Annotated in this window: 17 protein-coding genes; 3 read left to right on the top strand and 14 right to left on the bottom strand. The window is 32.1% G+C overall.

Annotated elements, in window-relative coordinates; genetic code table 11:
- Positions 1-767 precede the first annotated feature (767 nt).
- A complete protein-coding gene (locus ACSULM_RS06765; RefSeq protein ID WP_436861573.1) occupies positions 768-1289 on the top strand; it encodes a DUF308 domain-containing protein in 522 nt (173 codons plus the stop codon).
- 348 nt (positions 1290-1637) lie between these two features.
- On the opposite strand, the gene ACSULM_RS06760 is transcribed toward ACSULM_RS06765, so the two are convergent.
- The 13 genes from ACSULM_RS06760 to ACSULM_RS06700 form a co-directional block, all read right to left on the bottom strand.
- Positions 1638-2897, bottom strand: a complete 1260-nt coding sequence (locus tag ACSULM_RS06760; RefSeq protein ID WP_436861572.1) for an aminoacyltransferase — start codon at positions 2895-2897, stop codon at positions 1638-1640.
- A gap of 26 nt (positions 2898-2923) precedes the next feature.
- Entirely contained in the window at positions 2924-4186 is a 1263-nt protein-coding gene (locus ACSULM_RS06755) for an aminoacyltransferase (RefSeq protein ID WP_436861570.1), read from the bottom strand.
- A gap of 263 nt (positions 4187-4449) precedes the next feature.
- Positions 4450-5109 (bottom strand): type 1 glutamine amidotransferase domain-containing protein, encoded by a 660-nt coding sequence (locus ACSULM_RS06750; protein ID WP_436861568.1) that lies wholly within the window; start codon positions 5107-5109, stop codon positions 4450-4452.
- Between the two features lie 100 nt (positions 5110-5209).
- Positions 5210-5935 (bottom strand): tryptophan synthase subunit alpha, encoded by a 726-nt coding sequence (gene trpA, locus ACSULM_RS06745; RefSeq protein WP_436861565.1) that lies wholly within the window; start codon positions 5933-5935, stop codon positions 5210-5212.
- Positions 5928-7142, bottom strand: a complete 1215-nt coding sequence (gene trpB, locus ACSULM_RS06740) for a tryptophan synthase subunit beta (RefSeq protein WP_436861564.1) — start codon at positions 7140-7142, stop codon at positions 5928-5930. The genes trpA and trpB overlap by 8 nt, the downstream gene beginning before the upstream one ends.
- Complete coding sequence (locus tag ACSULM_RS06735; protein WP_436861562.1) at positions 7111-7773, bottom strand: phosphoribosylanthranilate isomerase; 663 nt, start codon at positions 7771-7773, stop codon at positions 7111-7113. The genes trpB and ACSULM_RS06735 overlap by 32 nt, the downstream gene beginning before the upstream one ends.
- Complete coding sequence (gene trpC / locus ACSULM_RS06730; RefSeq protein ID WP_436861561.1) at positions 7773-8552, bottom strand: indole-3-glycerol phosphate synthase TrpC; 780 nt, start codon at positions 8550-8552, stop codon at positions 7773-7775. Before trpC ends, ACSULM_RS06735 begins: the two co-directional genes overlap by 1 nt.
- Positions 8536-9552, bottom strand: coding sequence for an anthranilate phosphoribosyltransferase (gene trpD, locus ACSULM_RS06725; RefSeq protein ID WP_436861559.1), 1017 nt, complete (start codon positions 9550-9552; stop codon positions 8536-8538). The genes trpC and trpD overlap by 17 nt, the downstream gene beginning before the upstream one ends.
- A complete protein-coding gene (locus ACSULM_RS06720) occupies positions 9521-10120 on the bottom strand; it encodes an anthranilate synthase component II (protein ID WP_436861558.1) in 600 nt (199 codons plus the stop codon). The genes trpD and ACSULM_RS06720 overlap by 32 nt, the downstream gene beginning before the upstream one ends.
- Positions 10117-11523: an anthranilate synthase component I gene (locus ACSULM_RS06715; RefSeq protein ID WP_436861555.1), complete on the bottom strand. Its 1407-nt coding sequence runs from the start codon at positions 11521-11523 to the stop codon at positions 10117-10119. Before ACSULM_RS06715 ends, ACSULM_RS06720 begins: the two co-directional genes overlap by 4 nt.
- A gap of 592 nt (positions 11524-12115) precedes the next feature.
- Entirely contained in the window at positions 12116-12325 is a 210-nt protein-coding gene (locus ACSULM_RS06710; protein ID WP_436861553.1) for a hypothetical protein, read from the bottom strand.
- 135 nt (positions 12326-12460) lie between these two features.
- On the bottom strand, positions 12461-13504 hold the full coding sequence (locus ACSULM_RS06705) for a M42 family metallopeptidase (protein WP_436861552.1): 1044 nt from the start codon (positions 13502-13504) through the stop codon (positions 12461-12463).
- 58 nt (positions 13505-13562) lie between these two features.
- Complete coding sequence (locus ACSULM_RS06700) at positions 13563-14495, bottom strand: D-2-hydroxyacid dehydrogenase (RefSeq protein WP_436861551.1); 933 nt, start codon at positions 14493-14495, stop codon at positions 13563-13565.
- A 168-nt stretch (positions 14496-14663) separates the two neighbouring features.
- Here ACSULM_RS06700 and ACSULM_RS06695 point away from each other — a divergent pair, with 168 nt between their 5' ends.
- Positions 14664-15755, top strand: coding sequence for a prephenate dehydrogenase (locus ACSULM_RS06695; RefSeq protein ID WP_436861550.1), 1092 nt, complete (start codon positions 14664-14666; stop codon positions 15753-15755).
- 68 nt (positions 15756-15823) lie between these two features.
- Here ACSULM_RS06695 and ACSULM_RS06690 read toward each other — a convergent pair whose 3' ends face one another.
- Entirely contained in the window at positions 15824-17086 is a 1263-nt protein-coding gene (locus ACSULM_RS06690; RefSeq protein ID WP_436861549.1) for a Y-family DNA polymerase, read from the bottom strand.
- A 150-nt stretch (positions 17087-17236) separates the two neighbouring features.
- Between ACSULM_RS06690 and ACSULM_RS06685 the strand changes: the two genes are divergently transcribed.
- Entirely contained in the window at positions 17237-17422 is a 186-nt protein-coding gene (locus ACSULM_RS06685) for a 2-hydroxymuconate tautomerase (protein WP_069996439.1), read from the top strand.
- Positions 17423-17578 lie beyond the last annotated feature (156 nt).

The raw sequence follows: 17578 nt of genomic DNA, 5'->3' as shown, positions 1-17578 counted from the left end.
TATACACTTAAATGTAGCAATACTTGTTACATTTAAGTGTTTTTTTATGAATTTATATAACAATAGTCCAAATGGTACAAAATAATTACTTAAAGTTCTATAATTAATCTAAATTAGGGCACCCATTCCGTTATAGGTATAACTTCCTATAATATATATTATGTAAACTAAAATGTAATTTAAAATTTTTCTATCTTTGTATAGTCGTTTTTACTTATTTGAGTATTATTTACTTATGCTTTGATTTGTTACTGATTCAATCGTGAATTATATTTACTTTGACGTTTTTAAATTCATTCAAGGCTGTCTCATTTTAATTTGAATTCTATTATACTAACATCTTTGACATCTGTGCTTTGTTATCGGTCATTTTACTTTGGTTTAAAATATCTTGTTCGTTCATAAATTTAGAAATCAATTACATGTAAATACGTATCTACTTATTGATCTATATTTGCCAGCTGCATTACATATGATCAATCAATACTTAAATGATTATTTACATTTATATGGGTATTGATCCACAAATAATTATTTAAATGCTCAGAAATCAACTTCTCAGAGCCATGATTCAATCACTATAAAACTATTTATGTATAAATGTTTGCAATATCCGCAAAATAATGTTTTTTCCTTAGTGACTGTATTTATAAACTAATACACTTTCTAGTTTACATAATATAAATATATTTACCTTAAGTGCTTAAGTGTTCTTTTTTACAATTTTGGGTATATACTGTTTAGATAATCAATTAGGAGTGAAATTTATGCAACAGTCATCAGGTATTAAATGGCCAAGTCTAATTATAGGTGTTATTTTTCTAATAATTGGAGTTTTCATTGTAAGTTTTCCAGAAGAAAATTTATTTGCAATAACATGGCTCATTGGTATTTTATTCATTATTAATGGCTTTATTGAAATATTTGTTCGTCGTGTAATGAAGCAAGCAAGTCAAAGTGGTTCAAAAATGTTACTCATTTTAGGCATTATTAACATTATTATCGGGATTTTTATTTTATTTAATGTTGTAACAAGCACTACATTTATTATTTATTTGTTCGCGATTTGGTTTATAATCCATGCGATTTTCAGTATTTTTACAGTTACACCAGCTGAAAAATCGAATAAATTATTCCATACCTTGTCAATATTACTAAATATAGTCGAAATTATTTTCGGTGTCATACTTTTATTTAATCCACTTATGGCAGCTATTATTATTGCTGTTTTTATGAGTATTGTATTCTTTATCATTGGTATCACGTATCTCATCGATGCCTTAAGTTAAAGTTTGGTACAGATTGCTATAACAACTTTCAATACAACTGATCGCAACTTGTTAAAAAAACGCTAACTTTAGTTGAGTTAGCGTTTTTTTGTACCTATTATTTATATACGTTTCAATATCCAAACATATTAATTTAAATTTTTATTATATTTTTATTATAATATAACTATATTACATGATACGCATTTTATGCTATACTAAGAAGTGTGGAAGGCAACTAAGTCTAACATCTAAGAATATTCCACACTATAGTTCGATGTTATATTGGACAGCCATCCTAATATAACCAACTCCAGAACAAAAGATAGCATACTGATCAGGGCTTATTGCAATCAGTATGCTATCTTTTTATTTTTTAACTTTTCTTCTAATATTATTTAATGTATTAAATAACCAGTACTTAGTTTTTTTAATTGGCTTATAAAAATCTCCAATTAATTCTTCAATTTGGACATTAAATCCTCGTTTAAAACGATATACACCATAATCTTCACTGTTTTCCGTGAAATCTCCAGAAAGACCATAGAAATTATAACGTCCATATCCATGATCAAAACAATAATTCATCATATACCAATGCATCATGTATGGTCCCATATATTGATTATATTTCTCTGATGAACCACCTGAGAAGTAGTTAACTTCATATGCATTAGCAAAATATACACCAGCAGCTAAGTTTAATATAGCACCGTCTGTTTGTCTTAACTCACTAGCTTCCAACAATTCTTTTTTGTCATGTTCGATTTGTCTATCGATTTCTGCAATTTTTTTCAATTGTTTATCTGATTTGTTTTCATTTTGCATCATTTGATCACGACGCGTTTCTTTTTCATTAATTGCTTCTTGCGTTTGATTAATATATTCATCTAAATCAATGTAAGCAAGTGGTATTAAGGCTTTGTCACCATAATTATCGATAAAATTATAGAAGTATTCATCTGTTTTAGATACAAAACCAGTACGCGCTTCCGTTTCACGATACAATTCTAAAAAGATATCAAATTCATCTCTAGATAACAATCTAACTTTCACACCATAATTTATGGCTTTATTAATATTACGTTTTCTTTGACTATCAAATTGTTTTTTTAAAGTGGCAGGTGTTTCACCATCTAAATTTAACACACCCATCCATCTAACCTGGCTTGATGTATCATATTTAGTAGTAAAACCATGGTGAATATATTTGTGTGATTTAAATAAGTTTACCAACGCATCATTTTTATCACTATCTGGCAATGGATTAATATCTTTATCATATATTTGATAAATCCAATATGGATCCATTTTCACATATAAACAGTTATGTTGCTGTAAATACGTTTCTAATTCACGTAAATAGAAATCCACCAAACCTAAATCGTTATAATCCATGACAGGACCACGATTAGAATAATAAACATAACTTCCCATCGTTGGAATTTTTGAGAAAAGACTAGCAGCAATCACTTGATTATCATCATCTTTCAAGCCTAATAGTACAACTTGAAATCCGTCTTCTTCTCTTGTTGCAATATTTTCTTTCACTTGAAAATAATGACTCTCTAACGCTGGATTTTGTACAAAATTGTCATATTCTTTGACAGTTAACTCTGTAAATTTCATTCTCGCTTAGTTCCCTTCTATTAAGTTTATTTCTTTCTATCTTTAATTTGCTTTAATGTCGTATAAATTTTGTACATTGGCTTATTGATTGGTTTAATGAAGTCTCCCACATACTCAACTACTTCTGCATTAAATCCTTTTTTAAATTTAACAACACCTGCATCTTCTGCATCATCAGTGAAGTGCCCGCTAATACCATAGAAATTATATCTATCAATATTATGATCTATCGCATAATTTATCATCTTCCATTGAATTGCATAACTACCAGCAAAATGTCTAAATTCATTAGCTGTTCCACCTGCATAATATACAACTTCGTAAGGATTAATAATAAAATATGCTGCTGATATCGGTAATTCATTACCATGTTTTTCCTGTAATGATATAGCTTCATCAATTTTTTGTTGATTTGCGATAAGTTGTTGCTCAAGATTTTCTTTTTTGTTATACGCTTTTTTATTTTCAGGTTTCTTCTCGATTTCTTTAACCGCTTTATTAATATCTTTACTTAATACTTCACGTTCAGCTTTTAATTCTTCAATATATTCATTGAAATCCATATAAGCCAACGGAACAAGCACTCGATCTTTATAATATTTTAGTCTGTTATAGTAAAAATCATCGTCTCTGTCTTCAAAATCTTTCGTTTCAGAAGTATCCTCCATAAATGAACGGAAAATTGGTAGTTCATCTTCGCCTAAAAACCTAACTTTCACACCATTTTTTTGTACTTTTTTAGTATTACGCTTTCGTAAACTATCCATACCATTAAGCACATCTTTAGCTGTTTTATTTGCTAAATCTAAAACTGAATGGAATCTAATTTGAATCACTGGATCAAAACCTGTTAAAAATCCTTGATGCTTATAACCTAGTTGTTTCATTTTATCAAATATCCAATCATGACCTGCATTCGCTAATACATCTCCATCATGATTACGATACTGATATGCTAAATATGGGTCTACACGTAAGTACAACGCATTATGTTTTTTAACATATTTAGACAATTCATTAAAGAAATAATGGACTAGTTCTTTATTTTCAAAATCAATCACTGGTCCTCTATTTGTATAAAAGTATTTAAAAAACTTCATAACTGGTACTGCAGTTAATAAACAAGCTGCAATAACCTCGTTATCATTATTTTTTATTCCAACCAAGTGTGTTTCTGTACTTTCTGCAATTTTCAATTCATAGTTCCCAACCATTTGTGTGAAATGGCTGTTAGGCATTTTATCAGTAAATGTGCCAAATTCTTTTGCAGTTAAATTCGTAAATTTCATTTTTATATACTCCTAATTATCTATAATTCTTTTTCGAGTCTTATTCTTAACCTTGATTATTATACAATATTCATTTGTAAAACTAAATCAATAGTCTACACATAATACGCATTACTTATGCTTAAAGCTATATTTTATGTATTGTTTCATTATATCACTACTTTTATTTTAACAAAGCATAAGCAATTATTCATTTTTAGTATCCAAAATAAAACCGGGGTCAGTTCTTTGACTGACTCCGGTTTTTGTTAAAGTTGATTCAATTATAATAGTGCGTCTCTTAATGCTTTGCCGATAGCTACACTTGATTGAGGATTTTGACCAGTAATAAACTGAGCATCTGTTTCTACATGCTCTGTAAAATTATCCTGAGCTACAAATTGAGCGCCTTGTTTTTCTAATTCTGTCTGTGTTAAGAATGGTACCTTACTATCTAACTCCATTGTACGCTCTTCGTTATCAGTAAATGAAGTTAATGTAACGCCATTAATTAAGAAATTGCCTTGCTTGTCTTTTGCACCTACAAACGCACTTGGTCCATGACAAACTGATGAAATTACTTTACCTTCTGCTTTAAAATCTGCCAATAATGCAGCAAGTTGTTGATTATGCGCGAAATCGAATACCGTACCGTGTCCTCCAGGTAGATATACTGCATCATATTGTGTCACATCGACATCCGCTATGCTTGGTAATTGTTTTAACTTATCGACAAACTGAGCATACGTATTCAACTCATTATTTTGTGTGGAATTAGGATCAAGTGGTACATCGCCGCCTTCAATAGAAGCTAAGTCTACACCAATGCCGGCTTCAGTTAATATATTATATGGTTCACTCGCTTCTTCTAACCAAAGTCCAGTTGGTGTTCCATCGTCATATTGACTTCTACTTGTATTAATAAATAAAACTTTTTTAGTCATAATAAGTCACCTCTTTATAGAAATAAGAACTTCATTCTTCATCAATACTTACATAATATCCTTACCCCTATATTTAGTGATTACACATTGAGCAACTAATTTAATTAAGTTCCGCTCTAATTGATTGTAAATAGGAAATCGTCTCTTGCTGTTCATCTTCAGCAAACCGTTTTACAATTTCGCTACCTATGACAACACCATCAGATGCTTCCGTAATATCTTTTACATGATTCGGTGTGCGGATTCCAAATCCAGCAACAACGGGAACTTGTGTATGCGCTTTGATATTATTAATCCTTTCCTTTAATTCTGGATGAAAGTGGCCATTCTCTCCTGTTGTGGCATTCATTGTTACCGTATAAATGAAACCCTCTGCATCTTGAGCTATTTGATGACCACGTGTTTCAGAAGTGGTCATCGCAATTAATGAAATAACATTTATTTTACGATCAGGGTGTCTTTCTTTGAATTGTTGAATTAATTCATGTGGTAGGTCAGGAATAATCAAGCCGTAGACACCCGCTGTTTCACATGCTTTTAAAAATGCAGCCTCACCATAAAAATTAATAATATTATAGTAAGTCATTAATACATAGTCACTTTTTATATCACTTTGATGTTTGGTCAACTGATCTAGAATATATTGGACAGTTACACCTTCCTGAATCGCCTTGTTCCCTGCTTCCATAATCACAGGTCCATCTGCAACAGGATCTGAAAACGGCACACCTACTTCGATAATATCTGCACCATTATCACTTAAAATTTTTACATTTTCTATAAATTGCTTATTACCCATGACATAAGGAATAAATAGTTTATGCATGTGATTCACCATCCTTTTTCATATAATTTCTAATTGTTTCCATATCTTTGTCACCACGTCCAGATACAGTGACTACGAGAACCTCATCTTTCCCCATCGTTGGTGCCAAGGTTTCTACGTAGCTTAATGCATGTGCACTCTCTATCGCCGGAATGATACCTTCTGCTTTTGTAAATCTGACAAGCGCATCCATGGCTTGTTCATCACTTGCAGTTGCATACTTCACTCTTCCAATATCATGATAATATGAATGCTCTGGTCCTACACCTGGATAATCAAGCCCTGCTGAAATGGAATGTGCAAGTTGAATTTGCCCATGATCATCTTGAATGAGGTACATTTTTGTTCCATGTAATACGCCTTCTTTACCTTTATTAATTGCCAATGCGTGCTTATCACTTTCAATGCCATCCCCTGCTGCTTCAACACCATATAACTTTACATCATCTTTAATAAATGGATAAAATGTTCCAATTGCATTAGAACCTCCACCTACACAAGCTACAATTGCATCTGGTAAACGTCCTTCTTTTTCTTGTACTTGTGATTTAATTTCTGTACCTATAATTTTTTGAAAATCACGCACAATAGTTGGAAACGGATCTGGACCCAAAGCAGATCCTAGTAAATAGTGTGTATCTTCAACATGACTTACCCAGTATTGTAATGCTTTGTTAACCGCATCTGATAGTGTACCTTGTCCCTCTTTTACTGCTTCGACTTTAGCACCAAGTAATTCCATTCTAAATACGTTTAATGATTGACGTTTAATATCTTCTTCGCCCATAAATACTACGAGTTCCATATCGAATAATGCTGCAACTGTAGCACTGGCAACGCCATGTTGCCCAGCGCCAGTTTCGGCCACTAATTTCCGTTTACCCATACGTTTTGCTAGTAACGCTTGCCCTAATGCATTGTTTATTTTATGCGCACCCGTATGATTCAAATCTTCACGTTTCAGATAGATTTTTGCACCACCTAATTTTTCTGTGTACGACTGTGCAAAAGTAAGCGGTGTTTCTCGTCCTACATATTCCTTTAAATAATTATCTAATGTTTTCTGAAATTCTGGATCTTCTTTTACTTCTTGATAAGCCTGTTTTAGTTCTTGTATTGCAGGCATTAATGTTTCTGGTACATATTGACCACCATATGCTCCGAAAAATCCATTTTCATCGACTTCTGTTTGTATATTTTTCATCATTTTTATAATCTCCTTTTACTAACTCAATGATTGTATGCATTTTAGTTAAATCTTTCTCTTGATTGGTTTCTATACCACTTGCAATGTCATATCCTCTGTGATTTAGGGATAAGGTTTTAATTTTCCGTATATTTTGCTCATCCATCCCGCCAGCAACTAAATAATCCACATCTTCTAACACTTCTAGCATTTGCCAATCATATACTTGTCCAGTTCCACCATACGTTTGCGATGGTGTATCAATGATAAATTGGTCAACAAGTGATTTATATTTCTCTATGTTCTTTTTTAGTTCTTTTCTATTCGTTGCGGGTAATGCTTTAATAATTTTGATGTTTTTGCTATTTTCACGTATATACTGAATCGTTGTGGGAGTTTCATCGCCATGAAATTGAATAGTTGTAACATCCGTACCTTCGATAATTGCATCAAGTGTATCGATATCTGGATTTACGACAACTATAACTTTCTCAATGGTATTGGGGATAATTTGTGTGAATTGGTTAATCGTTTGTAAATCGACATAGCGTTTACTTTTTTTATAATGAATAAATCCTATCGCATCGATATTTAAATCCTTCGCATTTTGAACATCCGCGATTGTTTTAAATCCACAAAATTTTAATTTCATTATTTCACCTTTTCTAATTTCAAACTCGGTAAAAATTGACTTAAATCATCACATTTCATTAATGACTCTCCGATTAGTAAGCCATCTATTCCTGAATTTACGACATTTTCTACATCTTCTTTATTTCGTATGCCACTTTCGGAAATATAGTAATAGTCGTCAGTTTTTTGTTCTAAAATTTGATTCGTATGCAATACGTCCGTAACAAAACGTTTTAAATCTCTATTATTCACACCTATAATTTCAGGTTTTAATTGATGTGCACGATTCAGTTCTTCCTTATCATGAACTTCAACAAGTACCTCTAATCCCTGCTCAGTAGCATATTGATATAACGTGCTTAATTGTTTATCTGTTAATACATTGACTATGAGTAATATTATGGAGGCTCCCGCTTTTTTAGCGACATCAATTTGAACTTTATCTACTACGAAATCCTTGCATAATACAGGCAAATCCGTTTCAACAGTCAATGCTTGTAGGCGTTCGTAACTGCCACCAAAGTATTCTTCATCCGTTAAAATCGATACAGCATTTGCTCCATATGCTTCATAATCCTTAACTTGTTGTGTTAAATTTCTTTCTGGTAATCGATCTAATGTCGGGCTCTTTGATTTAATTTCTGCAATGACTACCAATCGCGTTGAATCTTGCATCTGTTTTTGAAATGTAATCTTATGAGACACATCCACTTCTTTCAACGACTGCAATTTATCTGAATAGTAGCCTTGTTTTATCAATTTTTTCTTATATAACACAATTTCATCTAATATAGTCATAATGCTTTCCTCCCATTTGATTGTACTGTTCCAATGCTTTACCACTTTCAATTAAATATTGGGCTTTATCAACACCTGCTTGAATTGTATTTACTTTTTCAGCAATATATAGTGCTAAACCTGCATTGAGTACGACAACATCTTTTTTTGCACTTCTATCACTACCAGTTAAAATATTTTTGGTAATTTCCAAATTGTCTTCTGGCGTACCTCCCACCAAAGCTTCGTTTGATGCATAAGCTAACCCCAAGTCTTGGGCATTCAATGTGTATGATGTTATTTCTTGTCGATTGTTTACTTCATAAATGATGTTGTCACCTGATAATGTTGCTTCATCCATACCATTTGCACCATGTACAACAAGTGCTCTTTTACGTCCTAAATCTGCTAATGTTTCTGCAATTTTTTCTAAATTAGTAGTTTCATACACACCCATCACTTGATAATCTAATTTGAATGGATTAATCATCGGTCCAGTAATATTAAAGATAGTAGGATGACTAAGCGCTTTTCTAATCGGCTGAATTTCTTTCATAATTGGATAAGTTTCTGTTGCACTTAAAAATACTAAGCTATGACGTTTAATAGCATCTGATGTTTCTAGTACTGAACTCGTCTTAATTTGCATTGCATTTAATAAATCCGTACTACCTGAAGACGACGTAACACTCTTGTTTCCATGTTTGATGACAGGTATACCGGCACTAGCAATGACAAAAGAAACGGTCGTTGATATGTTAAAGCTATTTGATCTATCTCCACCTGTCCCACAGACACACATGCCGCCTTCAATATATGGTTGCACTTGATACATGGAGTGAATCAAACTTTTAGAAATATAAGTCAATTCAGCTTGTGTAATTTCTTTTTCTGAAAATGCTGAGAGTAATTTAACTTTTGTATCTCTATCAACATCAGTAGCAATTAAAATATTAATAAATTCATTCATCTGTTGCTGATTAAGTGTTTTATGTTGTTGTAAGCGTGTCTGTAGCGTCATCACGTCGTACCTCCTTAATAATTTTTAAAAAGTTATTTATAATTTGTTCGCCATATTCAGTTGCAAACGATTCTGGATGATATTGAATTCCATAATGTAAATGGTCTTTATGTTCGAAAGACTGAATACAATCTGAGGTTTGCGCAGTTATTTTTAATGATTGAGGCATCGTTTTTGAATTGCTAATAAGTGAGTGATACCTCATTATTTCAGAATATTCTGGAATTTCTACATATAATTTTGTATCGCTTAAGACCTGCATGCAATCTTTTTTACCATGCATGACTTTGTCACTTTGAACGACATCACCACCGTAATAACAAGTTAGCGCTTGTGCACCCAAGCAAACTCCCAATATCGGTTTATCTTTATAGTGTTCTATTATATTCATCAACAGCGGTGAATCCATTGGATGTCCAGGACCCGGAGAGATGACTAGCGCTTCAATGTCATTCAAATCAAATATACTTGAATCATCCGGATATTTAACTATGGTTACCTCTTTTTGTTTAATGATATCTACCAAGTTATACGTAAAAGAATCATAATTATCAACGACTAATATCATGGCGTTACCTCCAGTAGACTTTTGGCTTTCAATTTGGTTTCTTCCAATTCCTTCTCTGGTATTGAATCATAAACCACACCACACCCAGCTTCTACATGAATATGTGTCTCATCAATCATCATTGTACGTATGGCTAAAGCCAAATCTAAATCATGATTACAGTTGATATAACCTATCCCTCCACTGTATACACCACGTTTCTGTGGTTGTGCTTCATAAATACGTTGAATCGCTCTAAGTTTAGGTGCGCCAGAAACAGTACCAGTAGGTAATAAACTTGCAATTACTGACATTGGTGAGTAATGTTCTTCTAGTTGTCCAGTGACCTCACTCACGATATGCATGACATGTTCATAGCGTTCAATAGTCATTAGTTTTTGTATTTTTGAAGTACCTGTTGCGCTCACTCTGTGTATATCATTTCTTCCTAAATCTACAAGCATACTATGCTCACTGAGTTCTTTTTCATCGTGACTGAGCTTCATTTCATTCGCATTATCTTCCTCTTTTGTAGCACCTCTTTTAATCGTACCTGCGATAGGATTTGTCATTACAGTTTGTCCCTGAACTTTCACAAAACTCTCTGGTGAACTACCAACTATAATATCGTCATCCATATTCATATAATACATATATGGACTTGGATTTTGCCGTTTCAAATTTTGGTACAATTGATAAGATAATTGCTGAATATGATGTCCAAATCCATGTGTATAGCTATATATAATAGAAGGTACAACTTGAAACATATCGCCTTGTTGAATCAATGTCTTCATTTTTTTAACTGTATCGATAAATTGCGTTGCTGTCACATTAGATTGAATTTGTTTATTCTTAACAGAATGTGCGCGATAAGACGGGTAAATATTTATTTTTTGTAATTCATCGACACGTTGCTTAACACGCATTGCTAATTGTTGTTCATCTTGATTTGAAAATAAATTTGTAGCAATAACATATAAATGTTCTTTGTAATGATCAAATACATATACATCTTCAACCATATAGAATTTAGCATCATGTTGCAGATGATCCTTCAAATCTATTTGCTTTAAAATTGGGAACTCATGCCTTACTAAATCAAAGCTACATGATCCTAAAAATCCAGAAATAAATGGTAGTTGTGCCAATGTTTCGTCTTCTATATCAGCTCTATAATGGTCTATGAGTTCTTTCATTTTTAGATACGGTTGCTCTTGTTCCATTCTAGATTCTTGTAGTGTATTTACATGCATTTCATTATTATCCAATGTCACTGAACCATACGTATCAAATACAACAATTGAATAACGCCCTTTCATTTTTGACTGATCTGAGCTTTCCAATATAATTTTTTTGGATCTTAATCTAGCCAGTGCCTCCGGAGTCACCTCTGCATTTAATTTTTGATAACATACTTTCATTAAACTTTCCTCCTCATAAAAAAAATCAGCATCCTTAACATTTGTTAAGGACGCTGACGCGCGGTACCACCTATCATTAGTAGTATAATTAAAATTTTTATTAACTACTCACTCATTATTATATGCTATTGTTATCCAACAAAACCCAATTTCAGTAAATGTAGGTGTTAGTTCGCATCAACCACTAACTTTCTGTAACTACCCAATCACTACTTACTTCATTTTGTTTTCTTATGCTACTTATTTTGAATACAAAAAACACCACACTAACGCATGCTGTAAGGACGCGTTACCGTGGTGCCACCTTAGTTAACAAATAATTTGTTCACTTTAAATTTATTAATTTTTTACATTTAAAAGCCCAATTCACGAAATATGCAGTGCTAATTTGCATCAACCATTAGCTTTCTTTTTGCTACTTCACATATTTGCTACATTATCTTTCAAACGACAACTTTCGTTGCGTAAAGTAATTAAGTAGAATCGTACTAGGTAAATTATAATTTGTCAACAAATAATTTCCAAATTTTAGATTAATGAACTTTTAAGAAGTGTTTATATTTTCGTGAAACCTTATAACAATAAGGTTTCATTATAATTGATTTTTCTTTTTCTGAATTTCTTCATATTTTTCTTTTGGAGCTACTTTCTTGATTAAATTTGCACCAATAGCAAATAAGAATAGAAATATAATTGGATGATATTCAAACTTATGATCTGCAAATGTCACATAAAGTGCATACAATACTACTAATAGCCAAAATACAGTTAATAGTACCGTTCTTAAACTCGGCTTTTTCATTTTCTTTTTACTCCAATACTTCAATCATTTCAATAATGAGTTATTATAAATTAAATCTTATTACTTTCTAAATCATTATACTAGTATACTGCGATTTCTTTGCCTATAATCCTTTACTAATTAGTCAGCTTGCTATTATTTATTTTGTGTTATTGGTGCTAAGCAATATGCATGTAATAGTGATTGTGTTGCTTTGATAGAATCCATATGTGTGCGTTCTAGGGCATGAGATGATTCGATACCTGCGCCAAACAAACCGTGTCTAATATCTGCGCCAGCTTTTAGAGCAGCCGAAGCATCTGAACCATAGTATGGATATATATCAACTTTATATGGAATATTATTTAATTTACATAAATTCACTAGATGTTCCCGTAACCCTTTATGATATGGACCAGAGGAATCTTTCGCACAAATTGATACAGTATATTCATCGGAAGCTTGCCCATCTCCAAGTGCTCCCATATCAAAAGCTATAAATTCTACAATTTCAGGTGAAATGGAGGCATTCGCACCATATCCAATTTCTTCATTGTTTGAGATATAAAATTGTGTTGTATGAGGTAAGGTTAACTGTTCATTTTTTATTGTTTTTAAAAATTCTATGATCATAGCAACACTCGCTTTATCATCCAAATGGCGTGATTTTATAAATCCAGATGAAGTAAGTTGTGTTCTAGGATCGAAACTTATAAAGTCACCAACATCTATTCCTAAACTTTCAGTGTCAGATTTAGAGTAAACTTTTTCATCTAGTCTCACTTCCATATGCTCGCTACTTCTAGCGATATCATTATTATTGCGATATACGTGCACACTTGTCTCATGCAAACAAATTGTACCTGTGTATATTTGTCCTGCTGAAGTTTCAATTTCACAATATTCCCCTTCTATTGCGTTATAATGAAAACCACCTATTAAATCTAAAGCCAAGCGCCCATCTTCTTTTATTTCTTTGACCATAGCGCCAAGTGTATCAACATGTGCTGTTATACATTTTTGAGCTTCATCATTATCGCCTTGTACTGTGATTAATAATGCACCTTTATTCGTTAATTGTGTAGCATAGCCTAAAGCTTCCACTTCATTTTTTACATATTCAATCGCTTTTTCAGCATGACCAGATGGACTATTTATTTCTGTTAGTGCTTGAATCGTATTATAAATTGATTCTGTCATTTTAATCCCCTCCTAATTTTAATTTTATGATAAATACTTAGCTCTTAGATTACCGTATTTAGTAACCTCTTTCAAAATCCACCTGATTTTGTAATGATTCATTATTTTCTATGTGCTTTAACGTCTGATAAAAGCACGTTACTGCTTCGTCTATATCTGTTAGCGCAGAAACATGTGGCGTAATGGTAACATCTTTTCTATTCCATAAATCAGAATTAGTTGGCAATGGCTCTATTTCAAATACATCTAAGATAGCATGTCTAACATTACCGTTATCTAATGCGAGTTTGAGCGCTTCTAGATCAACTACTTGTCCTCGTCCAACATTAATAAAATATGCTTGATTTAAAGTATCAAATAACGACTGATTAAATAAGTTTTCTGTTTTATACGTAAATGGCAATGTACTAATAATATAATTTGATGATTGAATTAATCCTTTACTTTTTTCTAATTTCTCAACTTTTTGGAAATACGGTTTATTTAAACCACTGTTTGAAATACCATATACAATCATGCCTAAAGCTGAATATATTTTTGCAATCGTTTGACCTGTTTGTCCCGTACCAAATATAGTTACAGTTTGATCTTTTAGTGCTTGCGGCGCCTGCTTATCCCAAATTTTTTCTTTTTGTTGTTCTTCCAACTGTTTATGATTTTGCAAATCAGCAAGTATATAACTTAAACAGTATTCACTCATTTTTTGTCCAAAGTCACTAATTGTCCTTGTAAGCAACGTGTTAGATTCTTCCCAGCCTTCCAAGGTCAAATAATTATTTATACCAGCATTAAATGTATGTACCCAATTGACGTCAGATGGTTGCAGTAACTGACTTGGTTCAAAACCTACATAGACATCTGCCCACTTTAAATCATCCCTGGAGATATTATCTATGAACTTAAATTTCAAATTATAATGCTTTAACTCAGTTAAATAGTTTTTAAAATATGATTCATAGTCTCCCGCAATTAAAATATTTTTGATATTCAATTTAGCCAGTCCCCTGTCTTTTGATTACTTTCTTTACTTTATAATTACTTTATCACATTTTCCCTATCGCTTTTCTTTAATAAATCAAATTTTATTCGTATTGCGAAATTGTATGTGCTACTATACAATGTTACTATTCTGAAAATTTAGATAGAGGTGGTTTGCATAATGAAACAAATTCTTTTCGTTGGTTTAGGTTTAATTGGTGGTAGTCTGGCGAGTAATTTAAGATATTATCATAATGATATTGAAATTACTGCATATGATGCAGATACTACTCAATTAGATAAAGCCTTATCAATCGGTATTATTGATTATCAATCAACAAATTATCAAGCAAGCGTTGAAAGTGCAGACATTATTATTTATGCAACACCTGTTCAACAAACAGTTAAATACTTACAAGATTTGCCCAATTATCAATTAAAAAAACATGTCATCATCACTGACACAGGTAGTACAAAATCAACAATTCAACAATACGAATCATTTTTATTAGAACATAATATACACTTAATTGGCGGCCACCCTATGGCTGGTAGTCATAAGTCAGGCGTATTAAATGCGAAAAAGCATTTGTTTGAAAATGCTTTTTACATTTTAGTACACAATGAGTCTGAAAATGATAAAGCTTTTGAAGAAGTGCAGCAGCTATTAGAAACAACAAGTGCTAAATTCATTTCTACAACTGCAGAAGAACATGACTTTGTTACTGGCATTGTTAGTCACGTGCCCCATATTATTGCTTCTAGTTTAGTTCATTTAAATGCTCAACATGTTAATGATTCGTCACTGGTTAAAACACTAGCTGCAGGTGGCTTTAGAGATATCACTAGAATTGCGAGCAGTAATCCAATTATGTGGCGTGATATAACAATTGAAAACAAAAATACAATTTTAAAGATTTTAAATGAGTGGAAGCAACAAATGGCTGATGTTATTACTTTAATTGAACAGAATAGCCCTGATGACCTTCACGATTTTTTCAACAATGCGAAAATCTATCGTGATCAACTTCCCCTTAAACAACAAGGTGCACTGTCTGTGGAGTATGATCTCTATGTGGATATTCCAGATAAACCAGGTATGATAAGCAAAGTTACAAACATTCTAAGTTTACATAATATTTCTATAAGCAACCTAAGAATTTTAGAAGTGCGTGAAGATATATATGGTGCCTTGCGTATTAGTTTTAAAAATCCTCAAGATCGTAAGGATGGCGCTGATGCGTTGAGTGATTTTGACACTTATTTTGATTAAAATTTTTATATTGTTTTTGGCCAATCGTGATAAATAGCGATTGGTTTTTTCTTATCAATACGGTTACTTTACATTTTATGTCCTGCCATGAGTCCTAAACGTCCATGCTTAGTGCCCGCTTCTGTATAAGAAGAGGCTTTAGATACAATTCCTCTTCCAAATTTTTGATGTAATGCATCAATTGTTTTGGCTAATTTTTCACTTCTTTTTCTTTCATATTCATCTATAAATAAATTCAATTGTCTATCTTCTTCATCTATAAATCCAGACAAAGAGATGCTTACCGTACGAAATAATCTATTTCGGTCACATAATTTATCAGCAAAGTACGTAACAACTTTAAAAATCTGACTTTCCAAATTAGTAGGATCTTCTAATGTATACTGCTTGTTTATACCGCCTTCCTCACTATAACCAAATGAAAAATGTATCGTTCTAGCTAATTGGTTTCTTGCTCTAACACGACTTGCTACATCTTCAATCAATTCTTGCATAACGATTTTTGATTCTTCAAAACGATAATCACGCATTAAAATCTGACTCTTACAAATAGACGGATTCGTTACTTTATACTTCTCACTTATTTTACTTTGATCAATTCCGTTAGCATGTAAGTGTAAATCAACACCTATAATTCCAAAATCTTTTTTTAAATAGTGATGAGAATAATTTGCCAAATCTCCAATTGTAAAAATACCTCTCTTATTCAGTTTGATTTCAGTTTTTCTATTAATCCCCCAAAATTTACTTAATGGCTGTATTGGCCATAGTTTTTTTGGAACATCTTGATAACGAAATTCTGCTATTAAACTTTCCGTGTTTTTAGCCTCTATATCCATCGCTACCTTACTTAATAACATATTGGAGCCTATGCCAATAGAGCATTGAATACCCGTTTCTTCTTTAATCTCATACTGCAACTTTTGACAAAAAGAATGCACCGTACTACTAAATCTGTGATAACTATGCGTCACATCCATAAAAAATTCATCTACACTATATTGATGCAAGTCTTCTGGTGCAACGTATCGCAATGCAATTTTAGATATTGCGATAGATACTTCTAAGTATTTTCGCATGCTTGGATTAATAATATATATGTCATTTCTATGTGGTATTTCAAATAACCTAGACCCCGTCTTTACACCTAATGCTTTCAATGGTCCTGTAGCTGCTAGCACTACTGAACCTTGTCTTTTCGTGTCTGCAACAACAGCTAACTTTTCCTTCATAGGATCTAGCCCTTTTTGAATACAGGATACGCTAGCAAAAAAACTTTTTTGATCTATACACAATATGTCCCTTTCTTCCACTAGATTATAATCATACATATTAGCTAACCTCCCTTAAGTACTTCCATTATATAAGAACACTTGTTCTGTTTCAACTATTTTGAGAACATTTGTTCTATCATTAAAAATTTATAATATTTAGAATCTTCGTGCTATACTATAGTTAAAATATTTGAGGAGGAATTAAATATGCCAATCGTAAATGTAAAATTATTAGAAGGTCGTTCTGATGAGCAACTTAAAAATTTAGTGAGTGAAGTAACAAATGCTGTAGAAAAAACAACAGGAGCAAACAAAGAAGCAATTCATGTTGTTATTGAAGAAATGAAAAAATCTCATTATGGTGTAGCTGGCGTTAGAAAATCTGATCAATAAATATTAATCAGTGGACTAAAAACTCATATAATTGAGCACCTATAGCTAAATATATAATAAAAAAACAGGCTGGGACATAAATGTCTCTGACTAAACAGAAAACGATAATTTCTATTGAAATAATGTAGAAATTATCGTTTTCTTTATTTTTATCAA

Source organism: Staphylococcus caeli (genome assembly GCF_051413795.1).
In the GTDB taxonomy this organism is placed as follows: Bacteria; Bacillota; Bacilli; order Staphylococcales; family Staphylococcaceae; genus Staphylococcus; species Staphylococcus caeli_A.
This window is presented reverse-complemented; position numbering and strand designations above follow the sequence as displayed.

What these genes read in the sequence shown, in the direction of transcription:
- trpD (WP_436861559.1), bottom strand. Translation starts at nt 9,552, where the DNA reads ATGACGCTACAGACACGCTTACAACAACATAAAACACTTAATCAGCAA.
- trpA (WP_436861565.1), bottom strand. Translation starts at nt 5,935, where the DNA reads ATGCATAAACTATTTATTCCTTATGTCATGGGTAATAAGCAATTTATA.
- ACSULM_RS06765 (WP_436861573.1), top strand. Translation starts at nt 768, where the DNA reads ATGCAACAGTCATCAGGTATTAAATGGCCAAGTCTAATTATAGGTGTT.
- ACSULM_RS06735 (WP_436861562.1), bottom strand. Translation starts at nt 7,773, where the DNA reads ATGAAATTAAAATTTTGTGGATTTAAAACAATCGCGGATGTTCAAAAT.
- ACSULM_RS06690 (WP_436861549.1), bottom strand. Translation starts at nt 17,086, where the DNA reads ATGTATGATTATAATCTAGTGGAAGAAAGGGACATATTGTGTATAGAT.
- ACSULM_RS06685 (WP_069996439.1), top strand. Translation starts at nt 17,237, where the DNA reads ATGCCAATCGTAAATGTAAAATTATTAGAAGGTCGTTCTGATGAGCAA.
- ACSULM_RS06720 (WP_436861558.1), bottom strand. Translation starts at nt 10,120, where the DNA reads ATGATATTAGTCGTTGATAATTATGATTCTTTTACGTATAACTTGGTA.
- ACSULM_RS06710 (WP_436861553.1), bottom strand. Translation starts at nt 12,325, where the DNA reads ATGAAAAAGCCGAGTTTAAGAACGGTACTATTAACTGTATTTTGGCTA.
- trpB (WP_436861564.1), bottom strand. Translation starts at nt 7,142, where the DNA reads ATGATGAAAAATATACAAACAGAAGTCGATGAAAATGGATTTTTCGGA.
- ACSULM_RS06705 (WP_436861552.1), bottom strand. Translation starts at nt 13,504, where the DNA reads ATGACAGAATCAATTTATAATACGATTCAAGCACTAACAGAAATAAAT.
- ACSULM_RS06715 (WP_436861555.1), bottom strand. Translation starts at nt 11,523, where the DNA reads ATGAAAGTATGTTATCAAAAATTAAATGCAGAGGTGACTCCGGAGGCA.
- ACSULM_RS06750 (WP_436861568.1), bottom strand. Translation starts at nt 5,109, where the DNA reads ATGACTAAAAAAGTTTTATTTATTAATACAAGTAGAAGTCAATATGAC.
- ACSULM_RS06760 (WP_436861572.1), bottom strand. Translation starts at nt 2,897, where the DNA reads ATGAAATTTACAGAGTTAACTGTCAAAGAATATGACAATTTTGTACAA.
- ACSULM_RS06755 (WP_436861570.1), bottom strand. Translation starts at nt 4,186, where the DNA reads ATGAAATTTACGAATTTAACTGCAAAAGAATTTGGCACATTTACTGAT.
- ACSULM_RS06695 (WP_436861550.1), top strand. Translation starts at nt 14,664, where the DNA reads ATGAAACAAATTCTTTTCGTTGGTTTAGGTTTAATTGGTGGTAGTCTG.
- trpC (WP_436861561.1), bottom strand. Translation starts at nt 8,552, where the DNA reads ATGACTATATTAGATGAAATTGTGTTATATAAGAAAAAATTGATAAAA.